Annotated in this window: 16 protein-coding genes and 1 pseudogene; 9 read left to right on the top strand and 8 right to left on the bottom strand. The window is 68.5% G+C overall.

Annotated features, from left to right (window positions below):
- Positions 1-46: 46 nt before the first annotated feature.
- Positions 47-904 (top strand): ABC transporter ATP-binding protein, encoded by an 858-nt coding sequence (locus tag MRBLWS13_RS08980; protein ID WP_349428694.1) that lies wholly within the window; start codon positions 47-49, stop codon positions 902-904.
- Entirely contained in the window at positions 901-1635 is a 735-nt protein-coding gene (locus MRBLWS13_RS08975) for an ABC transporter permease (protein WP_349428693.1), read from the top strand. Before MRBLWS13_RS08980 ends, MRBLWS13_RS08975 begins: the two co-directional genes overlap by 4 nt.
- 190 nt (positions 1636-1825) lie before the next feature.
- Here MRBLWS13_RS08975 and MRBLWS13_RS08970 read toward each other — a convergent pair whose 3' ends face one another.
- Positions 1826-2266, bottom strand: coding sequence for a MarR family transcriptional regulator (locus MRBLWS13_RS08970; protein ID WP_349428692.1), 441 nt, complete (start codon positions 2264-2266; stop codon positions 1826-1828).
- A 42-nt stretch (positions 2267-2308) separates the two neighbouring features.
- On the opposite strand from MRBLWS13_RS08970, the gene MRBLWS13_RS08965 reads away from it, so the two are divergent.
- Positions 2309-4108 carry a DUF2207 domain-containing protein gene (locus MRBLWS13_RS08965; protein WP_349428691.1) on the top strand — a complete coding sequence of 600 codons (1800 nt, stop codon included), beginning with the start codon at positions 2309-2311 and terminating at the stop codon, positions 4106-4108.
- Between the two features lie 42 nt (positions 4109-4150).
- Here MRBLWS13_RS08965 and MRBLWS13_RS08960 read toward each other — a convergent pair whose 3' ends face one another.
- The 4 genes from MRBLWS13_RS08960 to MRBLWS13_RS08945 are packed head-to-tail and all read right to left on the bottom strand — an operon-like array spanning position 4151 to position 8062.
- A complete protein-coding gene (locus MRBLWS13_RS08960) occupies positions 4151-5632 on the bottom strand; it encodes a cation acetate symporter (RefSeq protein ID WP_349428690.1) in 1482 nt (493 codons plus the stop codon).
- Complete coding sequence (locus MRBLWS13_RS08955) at positions 5629-6081, bottom strand: DUF485 domain-containing protein (protein ID WP_349428689.1); 453 nt, start codon at positions 6079-6081, stop codon at positions 5629-5631. Before MRBLWS13_RS08955 ends, MRBLWS13_RS08960 begins: the two co-directional genes overlap by 4 nt.
- On the bottom strand, positions 6078-6821 hold the full coding sequence (locus MRBLWS13_RS08950) for a LytTR family DNA-binding domain-containing protein (protein ID WP_349428688.1): 744 nt from the start codon (positions 6819-6821) through the stop codon (positions 6078-6080). The genes MRBLWS13_RS08955 and MRBLWS13_RS08950 overlap by 4 nt, the downstream gene beginning before the upstream one ends.
- Positions 6818-8062 carry a sensor histidine kinase gene (locus MRBLWS13_RS08945; protein ID WP_349428687.1) on the bottom strand — a complete coding sequence of 415 codons (1245 nt, stop codon included), beginning with the start codon at positions 8060-8062 and terminating at the stop codon, positions 6818-6820. The genes MRBLWS13_RS08950 and MRBLWS13_RS08945 overlap by 4 nt, the downstream gene beginning before the upstream one ends.
- A 180-nt stretch (positions 8063-8242) precedes the next feature.
- Between MRBLWS13_RS08945 and MRBLWS13_RS08940 the strand changes: the two genes are divergently transcribed.
- Positions 8243-8623 carry a DUF485 domain-containing protein gene (locus MRBLWS13_RS08940; RefSeq protein ID WP_349428686.1) on the top strand — a complete coding sequence of 127 codons (381 nt, stop codon included), beginning with the start codon at positions 8243-8245 and terminating at the stop codon, positions 8621-8623.
- Positions 8623-10236 carry a sodium/solute symporter gene (locus MRBLWS13_RS08935; protein ID WP_349428685.1) on the top strand — a complete coding sequence of 538 codons (1614 nt, stop codon included), beginning with the start codon at positions 8623-8625 and terminating at the stop codon, positions 10234-10236. Before MRBLWS13_RS08940 ends, MRBLWS13_RS08935 begins: the two co-directional genes overlap by 1 nt.
- A gap of 111 nt (positions 10237-10347) precedes the next feature.
- Here MRBLWS13_RS08935 and MRBLWS13_RS08930 read toward each other — a convergent pair whose 3' ends face one another.
- The 3 genes and pseudogenes from MRBLWS13_RS08930 to MRBLWS13_RS08920 form a co-directional block, all read right to left on the bottom strand.
- Entirely contained in the window at positions 10348-11142 is a 795-nt protein-coding gene (locus MRBLWS13_RS08930; RefSeq protein WP_349428684.1) for a DUF222 domain-containing protein, read from the bottom strand.
- A gap of 706 nt (positions 11143-11848) precedes the next feature.
- Positions 11849-12304, bottom strand: a pseudogene (locus tag MRBLWS13_RS08925) (transposase); the annotation flags it as partial.
- 235 nt (positions 12305-12539) lie between these two features.
- Positions 12540-13523 (bottom strand): LacI family DNA-binding transcriptional regulator, encoded by a 984-nt coding sequence (locus MRBLWS13_RS08920; RefSeq protein ID WP_349428683.1) that lies wholly within the window; start codon positions 13521-13523, stop codon positions 12540-12542.
- 149 nt (positions 13524-13672) lie between these two features.
- On the opposite strand from MRBLWS13_RS08920, the gene MRBLWS13_RS08915 reads away from it, so the two are divergent.
- The 4 genes from MRBLWS13_RS08915 (at position 13673) to MRBLWS13_RS08900 (ending at position 18944) form a co-directional block, all read left to right on the top strand.
- Complete coding sequence (locus MRBLWS13_RS08915; RefSeq protein ID WP_349428682.1) at positions 13673-15208, top strand: ABC transporter substrate-binding protein; 1536 nt, start codon at positions 13673-13675, stop codon at positions 15206-15208.
- A gap of 78 nt (positions 15209-15286) precedes the next feature.
- Complete coding sequence (locus tag MRBLWS13_RS08910; protein WP_349428681.1) at positions 15287-16228, top strand: ABC transporter permease; 942 nt, start codon at positions 15287-15289, stop codon at positions 16226-16228.
- On the top strand, positions 16225-18105 hold the full coding sequence (locus tag MRBLWS13_RS08905; protein ID WP_349428679.1) for a dipeptide/oligopeptide/nickel ABC transporter permease/ATP-binding protein: 1881 nt from the start codon (positions 16225-16227) through the stop codon (positions 18103-18105). Before MRBLWS13_RS08910 ends, MRBLWS13_RS08905 begins: the two co-directional genes overlap by 4 nt.
- Complete coding sequence (locus MRBLWS13_RS08900; RefSeq protein ID WP_349428678.1) at positions 18105-18944, top strand: ATP-binding cassette domain-containing protein; 840 nt, start codon at positions 18105-18107, stop codon at positions 18942-18944. The genes MRBLWS13_RS08905 and MRBLWS13_RS08900 overlap by 1 nt, the downstream gene beginning before the upstream one ends.
- The last annotated feature ends 10 nt before the right edge of the window (positions 18945-18954 follow it).

Here is an 18954-nt window from a genome sequence, read left to right as displayed (position 1 = left end):
GGACCCCTTGACCCGGGGGCACGGCGGGCCCATTATTCATCACGTGATGAATAGCCTGAGGACGGATGCCGTCAGCGTGCGCGATCTGCACGTCCGACGCGGCAAGACCGAGGTCTTCACGTCTCTCGATCTCGACATCCCACGCGGCCAGATCACCGGCTTGATGGGTCCGTCGGGGTGCGGCAAGACGACGCTCATGCGCTCGATCGTGGGCGTGCAGAAGATCGCCGGCGGCTCGGTGACCGTGTTGGGCGAGCCGGGCGGATCACGCGCACTGCGACGGCGGGTGGCGTACGACACGCAGGCGGCGTCGGTGTACGGCGACCTCACCATCCGGCAGAACCTCCGCTATTTCGCCCGGCTGGTCGGAGCGCCCGGTCGCGATGTCGATCGGGTGATCGAGCAGGTCGGCCTCGCCGACCAGCGCGACCAGACGATCGACTCGCTCAGCGGCGGGCAGGAGAGTCGCGTCTCGCTCGCGGTGGCGATGCTCGGCGATCCCGAGCTGCTCGTGCTCGACGAGCCCACGGTGGGGCTCGATCCGCTGCTCCGGGCCGAGCTGTGGGACCTCTTCCGTGGTCTGGCAGACGCCGGGGCGACGCTCGTCGTCTCGAGCCACGTGATGGACGAGGCGGTGCGGTGCGACCGCCTCGTGCTGATGCGGGCGGGGCGGATCATCGCCGACACGACGCCGGGCGGCCTGCTCGCCGACACTGGGACGACGGATCCGGATGCCGCCTTCCTCACGCTGATCGAACGCGACGCCGTCCGGCAGGCGCAGGCGCAGGGGTCGCGCGCGGGCGATTCGCCCGTCGAACCGCACCCGCTCACGCGCCGCGAGCTTCGAGAAGGGCACCCGCACGAGTCGCAGACGGATCCCACGGACGACGGGCGGGCATCGTGAACGGCATGCTCACCCTCGCGACCGCCGGACGGGTGCTCCGCCAGCTCAGCCATGACCCGAGGTCGATCGTGCTCATGCTCGTCGCGCCGAGCCTGCTCGTCGGCTTGTTCGCCTGGCTGTTCAGCGACCAGGAGGGGGTGTTCGACCAGTTCGGCGGACCGATCCTGGCGCTGTTCCCGTTCATCGTGATGTTCCTCATCACCTCGATCACGACGCTCCGCGAGCGCCGGTCGGGGACCCTCGAGCGCCTGATGACCACCCCGATCGCCAAGGCCGACTTCATCGTCGGATACGGCCTCGCGTTCGGGCTGATGGCGACGCTGCAGGCGGTCATCACCGTCACCTTCGCCGTGTGGGTGTGCGGCCTCGAGGTCGACGGGCCGCTGTGGCAGCTGGGACTGGTGGCCGTCGTCGACGCGATCCTCGGCAGCGCGCTCGGGCTGCTCGCCAGTGCGTTCGCCCGTACCGAGTTCCAGGCCGTGCAGTTCATGCCGCTGATCGTGTTCCCGCAGATCATCCTCGGCGGCCTGTTCATGCCGCGCGAGGACATGCCCGAGGCGCTCTACCAGATCTCGAAGGTGCTGCCTTTGAGCTACGCCATCGACACGATCAACGCCGTGACGGCCGGCGACGAGGGCTGGGACGTGTTCGGTCCGCTGCTGGTCGTGGTGGCGTTCGCGGTCGGAGCGCTGATCCTCGCCTCGCTCACGCTCCGGCGCCGCACCCCGTGAGGGGGCCGGGAGCCACCGGTCGTTGAGCGAGCGAGGAACGAGCGAGACGAAACGCCCCAGCGCTCAGCGGCCGGAAACGACCGGTCGTTGAGCGAGCGAGGAACGAGCGAGACGAAACGCAGTGGGCCGACGTGCGACGCCGGCTGGGGCGTTTCGTCTCGCTGCGCTCGCTCAACGACCGAGCCGGGAGTCAGCAGCTGGGCTGCGTCTTGCGCAGCTTGGCGGTGAGGTCCCGCAGCTGGCTGAGCTCGGCGTCCGAGAGCAGCGACATCCGCTCGGCGATGGCCTTGCCGTGCGCGCTGGCGATGCGGCGGAACAGCGACGCACCGGCATCCGTCGCGTGGACGAGCGCCCCGCGCCCGTCGTCGGGATCGGCGCATTTCGTGAGCAGTCCGCGCGCCACCATGCGGTCGACGAGCCGCGAGACGCTGGGCTGGCTGATGAGCATGTTCGCGGTGACGTCGCGCAGCCGCGCGGTGAGGTCGTCGGAGCGAGTGACGGTGAGGAGCACGTCGTACTCGGCCTGACTCAGCATCTCTTCGTCGAAGTCGCCGTTGATGTCGCCGAACACCTCGTGCTGGGCCCGGAAGAGGCTCTCCCAGGCGTCGATGGCGAGACGGCGGTCGGTCATATCGTCAAGAGTAGGGCAGGCGGTGGACCCTAGGCTGGCCCCATGGCGTCTTCTGCAATCGCGTCGTGGCGCGCGCGCCGTCTCGGGGTCATGGGGCTGCTGCTCGCCGTCTTCGCGGGTCTGCTCCTCGCGGGCATCGGCGCCGCTCCCGCTCGTGCGGACGTCGAGGACTTCTCGTTCGAGAGCCTCGATGTCGAGTACCAGCTCGGTCGCGCCGAGGACGGCACGAGCACGCTCACCGTCGTCGAGACGTTCGTCGCGCTCTTCCCCGAGTCCGACCAGAACCGCGGCATGCGGCGGGTGATCCCCGACAACTACCAGGGTGCGCCGCTGAACCCGCAGCTCGTCTCCATCACGGACGAGAACGGTGTGGCGCGAGAGGCGGAGACCGAGGCGGAAGACGGCCTCTTCTCGATGACCTCGCGTGCCGGCGAGTTCGTCCACGGTCGCCAGACCTATGTCTTCACGTACACGCTCGAGAACGTCACGCGGTACTTCGCCGACACCGGTTCGGACGAGTTCTACTGGGACGTGAACGGCACCGCCTGGCCCCAGTCGTTCGGTCGCGTCACCGCGCGTGTGACCATGCAGGACGACGTGGATGCCGCGCGCACGGGTAGGCAGTCCTGCTATGTCGGCTACCAGGACGACACCCGGACGTGCCCCATCGGCGACTCCGACGGCGCCGTCGTGGCAACCGTCGAAGGGGTCCAGCCGTACCAGACGATGACGATCGCGATCGGGTTCGAGCCGGACACCTTCACCGAGTTCGACACCTCCTACCTGGCGTCGCCCTGGGGCTGGCTGCAGGCAGCGGTCGCTCTCCTCGGACTCGGCACGGCAGTGGTCTTCGCGGGCGTCACGCGTGCGCGGCACCTGCGCGACGAGCCCGGCCGCCCGGTCATCATCGCGGAGTACACGCCGCCGCGCGGAATCGACGCGCTCGAGAGTGCCGTGCTCCTCGGCCACACGTCCAAGGCGATCCCGGCCGAGGTGCTCGAGCAGGCGGTGGTGGGCAGCATCCGCATCGAGGAGGGCCCGCAGAAGTGGTTCGGCGGGACCCGGCTGAAGGCCGTGCTCCAGAACCCGTCGCTCGCAGACGGAGATGGACGGATGCTGCTTCCCGGCCTCTTCCCGTCCGGCATGCCGGGCGAGGAATTCGAGTTCGGTCGCACCGACACCAGGTTCTCGTCGACGGCGCAGAAGGTGCTGAAGGCGGCGACGTCCGAGCTGACCACGCGGGGGCTCCGTCGCAGAGTGCCGATCGGCCGCCGGGCGTGGCCGGTCGTGATCGCGGTCATCTCCGCCGTGCTCGTCCTGCTCTTCGGCATCGGCGCCCTCGTCGCTTACGTGACGCCGTGGGTTCCGGTGGTGCTCATCATCGGGGCCGTGATCGTCGTACTGGTGGTGGCGGGCACGGTGTCGCACAAGCCGCTCACCGCCGCCGGGGCGGAGGCCCGCGACCACCTGCGGGGGCTGAAGCAGTTCATCGAGTGGGCGGAGGCCGACCGCATCCGGATGCTGCAGTCGCCGCAAGGCGCCGAACGGGTGCCCGTCGACGTCTCCGATCCGCGGGTGAAGCTGAAGCTGTACGAGACCCTCCTTCCGTACGCCGTCGTGTTCGGACAGGAGAAGCGGTGGGCGGAAGAGCTCGCCGTCCTCTACGGCGAGGGGAACTCGCCGACCTGGTACGCCGGATCGTCGGGCTTCCACGCGGCGGCCTTCTCCGCAGGGATCTCGACGCTGTCGTCGTCGGCCTCCGCATCGTCGTCCTCGGGCGGGTCGTCGGGCGGCGGTTCTGCCGGCGGCGGCGGTGGTGGCGGAGGCGGCGGCGGCGTGTGAGGTCGGGTCCTGACTGCTCGGGCTCCGCGGATCGCGCCGCGGTCAGCCGTCGAGTCCGAGGCGTCGGGACCCCTCCGGCGCGTGCAGCCGGGTGAGGAACAGATCAGTGCCGCGCGGGATGCCGCGGCGGTCGCCGCGTGAGACGAGCACGATCACGACCACCGCGATCGGCACCGTCCAGGCCGCCGGCTGCTCGAGGAACGGGCGCAGCGCAGGCAGCCACGCCGAGACGATCCCGCCGCCGAGGATCGCGACGCCCGACAGCACCGCGCCGGTGAGCATGCCGGCGATCGCCCCTCGCGCCGTGAGACCGCGCCACCAGATGCCGAGCAGGAGCACCGGGCACAGCGTCGACGCGGTGAACGCGAAGACGAGCCCCACGCTGCCGGCCAGCCCCGCCGACTCCGTGGCGAGCGCCACGACGAGCGGGACGAACGATGAGAGCACGGCCGCGATGCGGAACCCCCGGACGCTGCCGCCGAGAAGGTCCTGGCTGATCACGCCGGCCAGCGAGACGACGAGACCCGACGACGTGGAGAGGAATGCCGCGAACGCGCCGGCGATGACGAACGCTGTGAGCACGTCGCCCAGTGGCCCGGCGACCAGCCGGCCCGGCAGCAGCAGGACGAGGGCGTCGGCGTCGCCGGAGGCGGCGAGGTCGGGGGCGAACGCCCGCCCCAGCAGCCCGAACGCCGTGGGGAACAGGTAGAAGACCGAAAGCATCACGAGCACGATGACGGTCGTGCGTCGCGCCGCCACCCCGTCGGGGTTGGTGTAGAAGCGCACCAGTACGTGGGGGAGCCCCAACGTGCCCAGCAGCAGCGCGACCATGAGTGAGATCGTCCGGTACACCTCGAGTTCGCCGGGACCGGCGCTCGCCGGGAACGCCTCGACGGGCGTCAGCGCCGGCGGCACGTCGCCGACGAGAAGCAGGATCGCGACCACCGGGATCGCGAGTGCCGTGAGCTTCAGCCAGAACTGGAACGCCTGCACGAACGTGATCGACCGCATGCCGCCGGCCGCGACGACGACGGCGACGATCACCGCGACGGCGAGCGAGCCGACCCAGGCGGGGAGGCCGGTGGTGATCCGCACGGTCAGCGCCGCGCCCTGCAGCTGCGGCACGATGTAGAACCAGCCGATGACGATGACGAGCGTGCTCGTCACCCGGCGTGCCCAGACCGAGTCGAGCCGCGCCTCGGTGAAGTCGGGGATCGTGTAGGCGCCCGAGCGGCGCAGCGGTGCGGCGACGAACAGCAGCAGCATGAGGTATCCAGCCGTGTAGCCGATCGGGAACCAGAGCGCCGCCGACCCCGTGAGCAGGATGAGGCCGGCGATGCCGAGGAACGACGCTGCCGACAGGTACTCCCCGCCGATGGCGGACGCGTTCCACCACGGCCGCACCGTGCGGCTCGCCACGTAGAAGTCGCTCGTCGTGCGTGAAACCCGCAGGCCGTAGAACCCGATGAGCGCCGACACGATCGCGACGGCCGCAATCGCGATGTAGCCGATGGCGGCGTTCACTCGTCCTCCGTCAGCGACCGGTAGCGTGCCTCATTCCGCGAAGCCGCGCGCAGATAGAGTCCGGCGACGGTGATGGCCAGCGGGTAGACGCCCACGCCGAGCAGGAGCCACGACAGGGGCACACCTGCTACGAATGTGGTGTCCAGCTCGGGTGCGAACGCGATCGCGAGCACGAACAGCGCCGTCGCCGCGGCGAATCCGACCGCGAACACGACCCCGAGTCGCAGCTGCGAGCGGATCAGCGAACGCACATACACTCCGGCGATATCGCTCGTCGGGGCATCGGCCGCATTGTGCGACACCGGCCGGGCCGAGGCTGCGGGCGACCCTGCGCGCGGCGCGGTCACCCGCACGCGCTGGAGTGGTGCTGCATCCCGAGGCGCGGGGTCGTCGGCGGCGTCGTCGTCGGAGTCTCCGTCGGCGCTGCTGTTCGAGGGGCGCGAGGTCATGACCGCGGCCGGATCGTCGTCGACTCGAGTCGATCCCGCAGCGCCGGCAGGAGGCGCCGGCTCACCGGCAGTTCGGCGCCGCCGACGACGACGCTCGGGTGGTCGCCGACGAGCCGGAGGCGCGCGAGGTGCGGGATCGCGACGAGGTACGAGCGGTGGATGCGCACGAACGTGTCGGCCCACTGCCGTTCGAGGTCCGACATCGGCACGCGCACGAGGTAGCTGGCCTCCTCCGTGTGCAGCCGGGCGTAGTCGCCCTGCGCCTGCACGTACCGCACCTCGTCGCGTCGGATCATGCGCGTCGTGCCGCCCAGCGTGACGGCGATCATCTCGGGCTGAGCGGATGCCGCGGCATCCGTCGCCGGCGCAGCCTGAGCCTTCATGGCCTCGACGACACGGGTGACCGAGCGGTGCAGGCGCTCGGTGCGCACCGGCTTCAGCAGATAGTCGACGGCGGCGAGGTCGAATGCCTCGAGTGCGCTCTCTTCGTCGGCGGTCACGAAGACGAGCGCGGGCCGGCGCTCGAAGCGCTGCAGTGCGCGGGCGAGGTCGAAGCCGTTGAGGCCGGGCATGTGGATGTCGAGGAACGCGGCGTCGACGCGCTCGCGTGTGAGCAGCCGGATCGCTTCGGCGCCCGACGCCGCCTGGTGGATGACGCCGATGCGGGGGTCCTGCCCGAGCAGGAAGGCGAGCTCGTCGATCGCTGGCTGCTCGTCGTCGGCGATGAGCACCGAGATCACCGTTCCCGCCTCCCTTCCGCGGCGGCCGGAGCCGGGGATGCCGCCGTCCGGCCCGCAGCGGAGGAGGATGCCGCGACGCGGCCCGGCTGCGACTTCGGCACGCGCATCCGCACCAGGGTGCCGGCGCCCACATTCGTCTCGACGACCAGCCCGTGCTCGTCGCCGTACACCTGCCGCAGCCGCGCGTCCACGTTGCGCAGGCCGACGTGCTGGCCGGTCGCCACGCCGGCGAGCGCGCTTTCGAGTGCGGCAGGATCGATGCCGACGCCGTCGTCCTCGACGCTGATCTCGGCGAACGCGCCCTGGTCGGATGCCTCGATCGTGATGCGTCCACCGCCCTCCTTGCCTTCGAGCCCGTGCCTCACCGCGTTCTCGACGAGTGGCTGGATCGAGAGGAACGGCACGACCGTCGAGAGGACCTCCGGGGCGATCTGCAACGTCACCTTCAGTCGGTCGCCGAACCGTGCGCGCTCGAGCTTCAGATAGCTGTCGATCGAGCGGAGCTCCTCGGCCACCGTGGTGAAGTCGCCGTGCCGGCGGAACGAGTAGCGGGTGAAATCGGCGAACTCGAGCACCAGCTCCCGTGCTTTGGCCGGGTCGGTGTTGATGAACGAGGCGATCGCGTTCAGCGAGTTGTAGATGAAGTGGGGGCTGATCTGCGCGCGCAGCGCGCGCACCTCGGCCTCGGCGAGCGCGGCCCTCGAGGCGTCGAGCTCGCCGAGCTCGACCTGAGCTGCGACCCAATCCGCCACCTCGCCGGTCGCGCGCACGAGACCGGCCCGCACACGCGGGGCGAAGGCGACGATTGCTCCGGCGGGCACGCCGCCCGCGAGGATCGGCGCGGCGACGACATCCGTCTCCCGGTCGCCGATCCGGATCCGCCGCTGCAGTTGCGGACGGTTCGACGCGCGCGCCTCAGCGGCGAGCCGTCCCGCGACCTCACGGACGGCGTCGTCCCCCTCGACCGTCACATGGCCCGCCGGGTCGACGAGCGCGAGCGTCTCGCACCCGAGGAGCGCCCGCAGATGCCGCCCCGCTCGCGTGGCGTCGCCCTCGGCGATGCCGCCGCGGAGGTGCTGGGCGGCGCGGCTCGCGAGGTGAAGCGTCTGATACGTCGCCTGTTCGACGTCGGTGCCGAGATCCTTCGATGCGACGATGCGCCGCAGCAGGATGACCACTCCGACCGCCAGCGCCCCGGCGACGACGCCGGCGGCAGCGGCGAGCAGCATCGACTCGGGCATGCGGCCAGCGTAGCCGTCGTTCGTCGTCGCCGATCCGCCGTTCGTCGCACCGTGCATGCCGTTCACCGACGACGAGCGGCGGCCACCCCCCGGCCCGCCCGGCCGCGCGCGAGCATGGTCGCACTGTCAACGCAGCGGCGCGGCCGACGGCGCGCCGACCCCCCTCGAAGGAGAGACGTCATGGGCAACGAAGCCCCGCGCGCCGCCATAGATCTCGCAGAGGTCGACTACGGCGCGGTCCAATCATCATCCGAGTTCCAACGGCTCCGGCGCACGCATCGGAGCTTCGTCTTCCCCGTTCTGGGCGCATGCATCGCCTGGTACTTCGCCTACGTGCTGCTCGCCACCTATGCGCACGACTTCATGTCCACCCGAGTGTTCGGAAGCGTCAACATCGCGATGGTGCTCGGCATGGCCCAGGTGGTCACCACCTTCGCCGTGACGACCTGGTACGTGCACTACGCCAACCGTCGCCTCGACCCGCTCGCGGAAGAGATCCGCGACGAGATCGAGACCGGCACCTTCGAGTCCGGCGCTCTGGAGAACGAGGAGGCACGCTGATGCTGCACTTCGAAGCGGCGAGCACCTCGCCCGGCGAGCCCTGGCTCAACATCGCCATCTTCGGTGCGTTCGTCGCGGTGACGATGGTCATCGTGTTCCGCGCCAGCCGGAACAACAAGACGGCCGCCGATTACTACGCCGCAGGGCGGTCGTTCACCGGCGGCCAGAACGGCGCAGCGATCGCCGGCGACTACCTGTCTGCGGCGTCGTTCCTGGGCATCGTCGGCGCGATCGCCATGACGGGGTACGACGGGTTCCTCTACTCGATCGGGTTCCTGGTGGCCTGGCTGGTGGCGCTCCTCCTCGTCGCGGAGCTCCTGCGCAACACGGGCAAGTTCACGATGGCCGACGTGCTGTCGTTCCGCCTCAAGCAGCGTCCGGTGCGCATCGCCGCGGCCACGACGACGCTCGTCGTCTGCTTCTTCTATCTGCTCGCGCAGATGGCGGGTGCCGGTGGTCTGGTCTCGCTGCTGCTCGGCATCGGCGACCAGCTCGGTCAGGCTCTCGTCATCACGGTGGTGGGCGCGCTGATGATCCTCTACGTGCTCATCGGCGGCATGAAGGGCACCACGTGGGTGCAGATCATCAAGGCGGTGCTGCTCATCGTCGGCGCCGGCGTGATGACCGTGTGGGTGCTGGCGATCAACGGGTTCGACTTCTCCGCGCTTCTCGACAAGGCCGTCGCCGTCGCCGAGAACCCGGCGATCCTCGACCCGGGTCTGAAGTACGGCGTATCGGAGGTCGCGAAGATCGACTTCCTCTCGCTCGGCCTCGCCCTCGTGCTGGGCACCGCCGCACTGCCCCACGTGCTCATGCGGTTCTACACCGTGCCCACGGCCAAGGAGGCGCGCAAGTCGGTGGTCTGGGCCATCTGGCTGATCGGCATCTTCTACGTCTTCACGCTGGTGCTCGGCTATGGTGCGGCTGCACTCGTCGGCCCGGCGGTCATCGCCGCGGCCCCCGGCGGCCCGAACTCGGCGGCCCCGCTGCTCGCGTTCTCGCTCGGCGGACCGCTGCTGCTCGGCCTCATCTCGGCTATCGCGTTCGCGACGATCCTCGCGGTGGTCGCCGGTCTCACGATCACCGCAGCGGCTTCGTTCGCGCACGACATCTATGCGTCGGTCGTGAAGAAGGGCAAGCCCGAGCCGGGCGCCGAGGTCAAGGTCGCGCGCCGCACGGTGGTCATCATCGGCATCGTCGCGATCGTGGGCGGCATCGGCGCGAACGGCCAGAACGTGGCGTTCCTGGTCGCGCTCGCCTTCGCCGTCGCGGCGTCGGCCAACCTGCCGACCATCGTGTACTCGCTCTTCTGGAAGCGCTTCACCACGAAGGGCGCCCTGTGGAGCATGTACGGCGGTCTCGCCTCGGCGATCCTGCTCATCGTGTTCTCGCCGGTGGTCTCGGGATCTGAGACGTCGATGCTGAAGACCGAGGCGATCAACTTCGCCTGGTTCCCGCTGTCGAACCCCGGCATCATCTCGATCCCGCTCGCATTCCTGCTGGGTTGGATCGTGAGCGTGCTCGACAAGACGCCCGAGGACGCGGCCAAGCAGTCCGAGATGGAGGTGCGCTCGCTCACCGGCATCGGTGCCGAGAAGGCGGTCAACCACTAGAAGTCCCCGCGGAGGCGAGGGCCGGTCGGGACGTTCCCGACCGGCCCTTGTTGTTGCGGCCATGTCGGCGCGTTCGGGCTTCGGGTCTCACGGCGCCCCGCTATGCCGATCTCACTCGCAGGTCGTTGTGGAGCACCCGGTTGGCGGATCGCCACCGTCTTCGTTGATCCACCCACGTCGGTGGCCGCACATAGGGGACGCCGTCGGGGTCGGCCCGCCCCTCGCGTACTCGACGACGTGGTGGATCTCGCACCACGCGGCGCGGACCCGGCATCCGGGGATCACGCAGCCGCCGTGGCGAGCGGCGATGGCCTTGCGCTGCCAATGCGTGAACACCCGGTCGGTGACCGCAAGGGCCTTGATCCGGCCGTTGGCGCCGAGCACGACACGATGGATGGTGCCGTGGCACCCGATGTGACGCGCGAAGGTCGCGGATACCGGCATCTCGCCGTCCGGCCCGTCGACGAAGGCGACGCCGTCTGCGCGCTCCAGCTGATCTGCGGCCACGGTGACCACGAGAGTGGGCGGCGCACCGCTCAGCGTGGGGCTGTCGGCGGACGCGGCCGCCGCGGCGAGGAGTCCGGCGAACGCGTCGTGCCGGTTCTGATCGGCGGTCCGCGGATCGCGGACGTGCTCGCCCGCGGCCGACCCGCCGGCGCCCGACGGCTCGACGTCGACGAACCGCGGAGCGCGGTCCTGGACGCGGGAACTGAGTTGGGCGTCGAGCAGCCGTTGCCGGGCGGCAGCGACGTCTGCGGTCACGTTGCCGTGCACGGGGGAGAGGCTGTTGCGTTCGCGTCCGAGCCGAGAGGTGCGCATGCGTTCGCTGTCTTCGTCGGGCAGGGTCCCGTCGGGATCGAGGAACAGCGCCCACGTCTGGGCCAGCGTTCGAGACGGGAGCGGCACGCTCCAGCAACTCGATCGGGCTGTCGCAGCCGAACGCCGTCAGCATGACGTCAGCGGCACCCGGTTCGCTGCGTCGCCCCACCTCTCCGGCGATGCCGAGGCGTGCGGCATCCGCCCATCGGCCGATCTCTTCGACCACCTTCAGTGTCTCGACGAGATCGTGGTCGGAGAGCGCGCGATGCCCTTCGCGATCAAGCGGTTCCCTCAAAGCGTCGCCCAGCACCGCTGCGATGTCGCGGAGGTCGGCGAGTGGGAAGGTCATACCCCCATCATGCCGAGGGGTTCCGACATTCCTGTGGGGGGAAATCGCAGGTCAAGCAGAATTTCTGTGGGTAACCTACGAGGACGAGCGAGCCGCGTCTGCTGTGGAGGAGGCGCCGACGCCGAGGGCAAGAGTAAGGGCCGGTCGGAGAGGCTACCGACCGGCCCTTGTCCCTTGCACCAAGAGTGTCCTGCAATCACATGCCGGTAGTTGCCACAGCAAAACAACTACCGTGCATGCACTCTATAACGGCGAGGTAACGAAGGGAAGGGTTCGTCGTTATCTTTTTGTGATTCATTTCCTGTGAGTCCGCCCGGTGTCCGGCGACGCGGATCTTGTCAGTGGCGCCACGCGAGGTGTCAGTAGCGCCAGGGGTCTGTCAACGGCGCCACGCAAGCTGTCAGCTGTTCGGCTTGTCTCGCAGCACCGCGTGATCGATCACGCGCCGAGCGGTCGGTGTCGGAACTGGTCGGCCTGCTCGTCGAGGTCTGCTGCCAGCCGGGAGACCTGCGACTCGGACAGCGAGTGGATCCCGAGGGTCTTGACCAACTTGTCCACCCGACGGGTGGAGACTCCGGCGAGGTAGCAGTCCGCGACGACCCTGATCAGCGCCGTCTCCGCACGTTTCCGGCGCTCGAGCAGCCATTCCGGGAAGTAGGTGCCCGGGCGGAGCTTCGGGATCGCGACATCGATCGTGCCGACACGCGTATCGAGGTCGCGGTGCCGGTAGTCGTTGCGTTGCGTCAGCCGGTCGGGCGAAGGCTTGCCCCATTCTGCGCCCACGACGGCGTCCACGTCCGCGGAGAGGAGCGCGTTGATCGTGGTCTGCAGCAGACTGCGCATCAGATCCGGAGACGCGTCGGTCAGGACTTCAGCGAGCACGCTCGCAGGGTCGACAATATGACCGCACTCACGTCGCGAGCGACGAGCCGGCCACCGTGGGCTACACCACTTCAAGGCGCGCTGCTCGCGCTAGGCGCGACCTCGCGGCGAGACACGTGAATGAGTCGACGCATCAGACGGTTGGCTCCCGGCGTGGGGCGTCTGAACCCGCCCGCTTGCCTTTCGAATCAGCCGGGTGGGACTTCCGCCGCGTTTCCTCGCGCCGAGGCAGCCCTCTCGCGCTGTGCGCTCATTATCTTGACGCGACCGGTCCCGTCGACTCGCGGACCAGCAGGTGCGTGGGGATCAGGGTGGTCCCCACGCGCGGTGGCTCACCGTTCAGGATCGAGATGAGGCGACTGGCCGCGAGGCGGCCCGCCTGCTCGGTGTCGCCGGCGATGGTTGTCAGCGGCGGGGCGCTGAAATCGGCGCCGAAGATGTCGTCGCACCCGACGACGCTCATATCATCAGGGACCCGCACGCCGCGCTGTCGGAGTCGCTGGAGCACGCCGATCGCGAGCAGGTCGTTGAAGGCGACGCAGGCCGTGGCACCGGTGACGAGCAGGGCGTCCGCGGCCGCCACCCCGCTAGTGCGCGTCGGGGTGTACGGGCCGACGACGATCGGGGTGAGGGACTGACGGCGCACCTGCTCCTCGAACTCCTTCCCGCGCCAGTGGTTCTGCCACGACCCGGGTGGTCCCGACACGAAGGCGATCGTCTCGTGTCCCAGCGCCTTGAGGTGATCGATGGCCTGGGTCAGGCCCGTCCGGATGTCGATCAGCACGCTGGGGATCTGCTCGTGCTGGCGGTTGATGACGGTCAGGGGGAGCCGCGCGGTGGCCTCCCGCAGCGCGGTCTCATCCAGGCGCGTCGCCGACAGGATGACGCCATCGACGATGCTCTCCAGCTGTGCGAGGGTCTCGGCCTCGGTCGAATGCGACTCGCCGGTGTCGATCAGCAGCTGCATAAAGCCGGCCGTGCGCAACTGCTCCTGCGTCGAACGGATGATGTCGAAGTAGAACGGGTTGGTCACGTCCGGCACCAGCAGCGCCACGAGCCCCTTACGGGCGGCGGTCCGGGCGCTTGTACTGGAGCTGGTGTAACCCAGTTCGCGCGCGGCATCCAGAATGCGCTGGCGTGTGTCCTCGTTGATGCGCCCAGGACTGTTCAGCGCCCGCGAGACCGTAGATGCGGCGACGCCGGCGCGCTCGGCAACCGCCTTCGCCGTCACTCGCATGAATGTCCTTTCGCCGTCCTGACGACCATAGAGGGGACGACTCGAATTGGCAAGCTTTGGCAATTGTTTGACTCCGCGTGCCAGGCGCGTTTCCCTAGGACCTGCGGGACCCGCACCTGCTCTTTTCCAATGACGTGAATGAGGAAATGATGAACTCCACCATCAAGAAGGTCGGCGCAATAGCTGCTGGAGCGCTCCTGCTCGCTGGCTGCGCCGCCAATACACCCGAAGCCGAAGAGACCGACGGGGCACCCGCACGCGGCGGTGCGCTCACGATCGGTCAGTTCGGTGACGTCGCCTCGTGGGATCCGGCCCAGGCGCACGTAGGGCATCAGTTGGTGCCTTACCAGCTGGTGTACGACACGCTCATCCTCCGGGAGCCAGACGGTGAGCTCAGCCCGATGCTCGCCACGGACTGGACCTACAACGACGATCGAACTGTGCTGACGCTGGAGCTGCGCGACGACGTCACCTTCTCGGATGGCGAGCGCTTCGACGCTGAGGCGGTGGTGGCGAACCTCGAGCATTTCAAGGCGGGCAACGGCCGCCAGGCAACGCAGCTGACCCAGTTCGAGTCGGCGACCGCGGTGGACGACGACACCGTCGAGATCACCCTCGCGCAGCCCGACCCCGCACTGGACTACTACTTCAGCCAGGCCGCGGGACTCATGGCGAGCCCTGCGGCGATCGAGGCAGGGACGCTCGAGACCGACCCGGTCGGCACCGGCCCGTACGTGTACGACAAGGCGAACTCAGTGCGTGACTCCCAGTCCTTCTTCACTGCCAAGGAGGACTATTGGAACCCCGAACTGCAAAAGTTCGACCAGGTCGAACTGCGTATTCTGATGGATGTCTCGGCACGCGTGAACGCGATCATCTCTGGTCAGGTCGACTGGGCCACTCTCGACGCGAAGTCGGCCGACCAGGCCGAAGACGCCGGGCTCGAGCTCATCCCGGACTACCAGGTGGACTGGACCGGCATGACCTTCCTCGACCGCGACGGCGTCATCAACCCGGCGCTCGCTGATGAGCGCGTCCGTCAGGCCATCAACTACGCCGTCGACCGGGACACGCTCCTGGAGCAGCTGCAGCTGGGTCGCGGGACCGCCACGAGCCAGGTGTTCGGACCCGACAGCGGCGCGTTCGTCGAGGACCTCGAGGAGTACTACACATACGACCCTGAGAAGGCGAAAGAGCTCTTGGAGGAAGCGGGCTTCGAGGACGGGTTCGAGCTCAAGGTGCCGGTTATCCCGGCGTTCGCAACCCAGATAACGGCGCTCGCGCAGCAGCTCGGCGAGGTCGGCATCACGGTCACTCAGGAGGCGGTCCCACAGGCGAACTATGTCCAGGACGTCCTGCTGCAGAAGTTCGAGGCCTTCAACTTCAATCTCTTCCAGGGCGAGGCCTGGGTGGCGATCAATCAGCTGATCGCGCCGTCCGCGACGTACAACCCGTTCGGCACCACAGAGCCCGAACTGGAAGAGCTCATCTCGGGCGTGCAGCAGGGCGGCGACGGCAGCGCCGAGGCCGCGCAAGAGGTGAATCGCTACGTCACTGAGAACGCCTGGTTCCTGCCGCTGTACCGCAACGACCAGATCAGCGTGTTCAATCCTGAGAAGGTCACCGTGGTCGCGCAGACGCAGTCGGCGATGCCCTTCATCTACAACTTCTCCCCGGCGGAGTAGGTAGACGACGGATCGGCGGAGGCGGCGACCGCACATTGCGCGTCAGTCGCCTCCGCCCTCCCAAAGCGGAGGATTCTCATGCTCACGTTCACGCTCCGACGCCTTGCGTCGGGTCTCGGGCTGCTGGTCGCCATCTCGATGCTGACGTACACGCTTCTCTTCTTCTCAAGCACGAGCATCGCCCGCAACCTCCTAGGAGAGCAGGCCACGCCCGAGCAGATCGCCCTCAAAGAGGCGGAGCTCGGTCTTGATCAGCCGCTTCCGGTGCGCTTTCTCAGCTGGGCCGGAGCGGCACTGCGCGGCGACCTCGGCCAGTCCTGGTTCAACGGCGAGCCCGTCACGCAGACGATCCTGAACCGCCTGCCCGTCACCCTCGTCCTGATGATCGTCTCCATCGTGCTGGTGGCGCTCATCGCGACGGCGCTCGGGGTACTCGCCGCCGTCCGTCGCGGATGGGTGGATCAGACGGTGCAGGTCGGCGCGGTGGTGGGCGATGCGATTCCCGGTTTCGTGATGGCCCTCGTTCTCGTCACGATCTTCGCGGTGAACCTCGGCTGGTTCCCTGCCGTCTCCACCATCCGCCCAGGGGCGGGGGCCGAGGCGTGGATCGTCTCTCTCAGCCTCCCGGTGATCGCGATCGTGGTGAACTACGTGACCTCAAGCGCCCAGCAGATCCGCAGCGCCGTCATCAAAGAACTCGACAAGGACTACGTCCGCACGCTCCGCAGCAGAGGGCTGGGAGAGCGGGAGATCGTGCTCAAGAACGTGCTACGCAGCGCCGCGCCGGCCGGTCTGACCGTGCTCAGCCTGCAGTTCATCGGCCTCCTCGGCGGAGTCATCATCCTGGAGCAGATCTTCGCCATCCCCGGGATCGGCCCCCTCTTCGTCACCGCGACCACGGTCGGAGACATCCCCGTCGTGATGGGGATGACCATCGTCACCGTGGTGATCGTCATCATCGTGAATCTGCTCGTGGACGTCGCCCAAGGCGCCCTCAACCCGAAGGTGCGCGTGTCATGACCGACGTCATCAGGACCCCCTCCGTCCCGAAGCGCTCCCAGCGCGGGACCCTGCGGCGGATGCTGCGCAATCCGCTCGGCATCGTCTCGCTTTCCCTGCTCACCGTGATCGTGCTTGCGGCGGTGTTCGCGCCGTTGATCGCACCGTTCGATCCGAACTTCGCCGACATCGGCAACACCCTCGCCGACCCGGGCGGGCAGAACCTGCTCGGCACCGACAGCGCGGGTCGTGACGTCTTCTCGCGGCTGCTCTACGGGGCCCGGCTCACGTTGCTTTCGGCGCTCCTGTGTGCGAGCGTCGCGATCGCGATCGGGCTTCCGGCGGGTCTGATCGCCGGCTACTACAGCGGCCAGTTCGACAGCACGTCGAACTGGTTCTCGAACATGCTGATGGCGCTGCCCGGCATCATCGTGCTGCTGGTCGTCCGCGCCGCGTTCGGACCATCGGTGTGGATCTCGATGATCTTCTTCGGCATCCTCATCAGCCCGAGCTACTACCGCCTGACCCGCACCGCCGTGCAGTCCGTCCGCAACGAGTTGTACGTCGACGCGGCGCGCGTGGTGGGGCTGAGCGATGCCCGTATCATCTCGCGGCACATCCTCTCCGTCGTCCGTGCACCGCTGATCATCCAGACGGCTCTGATCTGCGGAGTCGCGATCGCGGTGCAGTCCGGCCTGCAGTTCCTCGGACTGGGCGACCCGACCGAGGCATCCTGGGGTGCGATGCTCGGCGACGGGTTCAACAACATCTACACCCAGCCCTCCCTGATGCTCTGGCCGGCCCTTGCGATCGGCATCACCATCTGCTCACTGGTGCTGCTGGGGAACGCGATCCGCGACGCACTGGAAGATCGCCGCGAGATCAAGGCGCCCCGAAAAGCTCTCCCGGTCATCCCGGCGGCGGGGCGGCAGCCGGCCGTGATCGACGACGGCGAGGCGGTTCTGCAGGTCGCCGACCTGAGCGTCGGCTACCCGAACGCGCAGGGCAACTACACCAGCGTCGTCCGTGACGTGTCCCTCACCATTCGACCCGGTGAGGTCCTCGGCCTGGTGGGCGAGTCGGGATCGGGCAAGTCGCAGACCGCGTTTTCCATCCTGGGCCTGCTGCCCCGCACCGCACGCATCCTCTCGGGCTCGATCCGGTTCGAAAACACTGTTCTCGTGCGCGACGGCGAGGTCGACGTGAGGGCCGTGCTCGGCATCCGAGGTCGTCGGATCGGGTACATCCCGCAGGAGCCGATGTCGAATCTCGACCCGGCGTTCACGATCGGACACCAGCTGACCCGCCCGATGGTGAAGCTGCTCGGCATCTCGAAGAAGGAGGCCACCGAGCGCGCGAGGGATCTGCTGCGTCGCGTGGGCATCGCGGATCCCGATCGCGTGATGAAGGGATACCCGCACGAGATCTCGGGTGGGATGGCGCAGCGCGTGCTGATCGCGGGGGCCCTGTCGTGCGAGCCGGACCTGATCATCGCCGACGAGCCGACGACGGCGCTGGATGTGACCGTGCAGGCCGAGGTGCTCGATGTCATCCGGACGATGCAGCGCGAGCTCGGGGTGGCGGTGCTGCTGGTCACCCACAACATCGGTGTGATCGCTGATATCGCCGATCGCGTCGCGGTCATGCGCCAGGGCGCGATCGTCGAGACCGGGTCGGTGGATGAGATCCTGCGCCGTCCGGCGCACCCCTACACCCGCACGCTCATGGCGAGCATGCTCGTCGGCAAGGCACCGCTGACGACCCTTGGCCTCACCGGTCCTTCCACCGGCGCAGAGACGAGCGATGCAGAGGATGCGTTCGAGCAGGCCCGCGATCAGGCCGACATGCAGCAGCCCCTGTCGCCGGCGGCGGAAACCATCCTGCGAGAGGAGATCTGATGAGCGGCACGATTCTGGACGTCCGCGACCTGGTCGTCGAGTACAAGCCCAAGAAGCTTGGAGCCAAGCCGCATCGTGCTCTCCATGGGGTGTCGTTCAGCGTCGCGGAGGGTCGCACGCTCGGCCTCGTCGGCGAGTCGGGCTCGGGGAAGACGACGATCGGCCGGGCCATCCTCGGCCTGGCGTCGATCGCCTCAGGCACCATTGCATTCCGGGGCGACGACATCACCCGCATCAGCCGCCGAGAGCGCCGGAGATTCAGCGGTGACCTGCAGGTCATCTTCCAGGATCCGTACACGTCGCTGAATCCGGCGATGGACGTCGGGGACATCCTGGCCGAGCCGCTGGGCGTGCAGGGCGTCGCGCGGGATGCGGCGCGCAGACGGGTGGTGACGCTGCTGGACCGTGTGGGACTTCCGTCGAACGCGATCAATCGCCAGCCGAACGAGTTCTCGGGCGGGCAGCGGCAGCGTATCGCCATCGCCCGGGCGCTGGCGCTAGACCCCAAGCTCATTGTGTGCGACGAGCCGGTCAGCGCCCTGGACCTCACGACTCAGGCGCGTGTGCTCGATCTTCTGCTGGAGATCCAGCAGGACACCGGGGTGGCCTACCTGTTCATCTCGCACGATCTCGACGTCGTCCACCACATCAGTCACGACGTCTCCGTGCTCTACAAGGGCGAGATCGTCGAGAACGGTCCCGCGAGCGAGGTCACGCGCACGCCGCAGCACCCCTATACGAAACAGCTGCTCATGGCCTCTCCCGTGCCCGACCCCACCGAGCAGCGCATCCGCCGCGACCAGCGGCTCGCCCTCAAGAGCTCGCTCGACGCAGCCTGACCCCCGACAG

It is taken from the genome of Microbacterium sp. LWS13-1.2 (genome assembly GCF_040144835.1).
In the GTDB taxonomy this organism is placed as follows: Bacteria; Actinomycetota; Actinomycetes; order Actinomycetales; family Microbacteriaceae; genus Microbacterium.
This window is presented reverse-complemented; position numbering and strand designations above follow the sequence as displayed.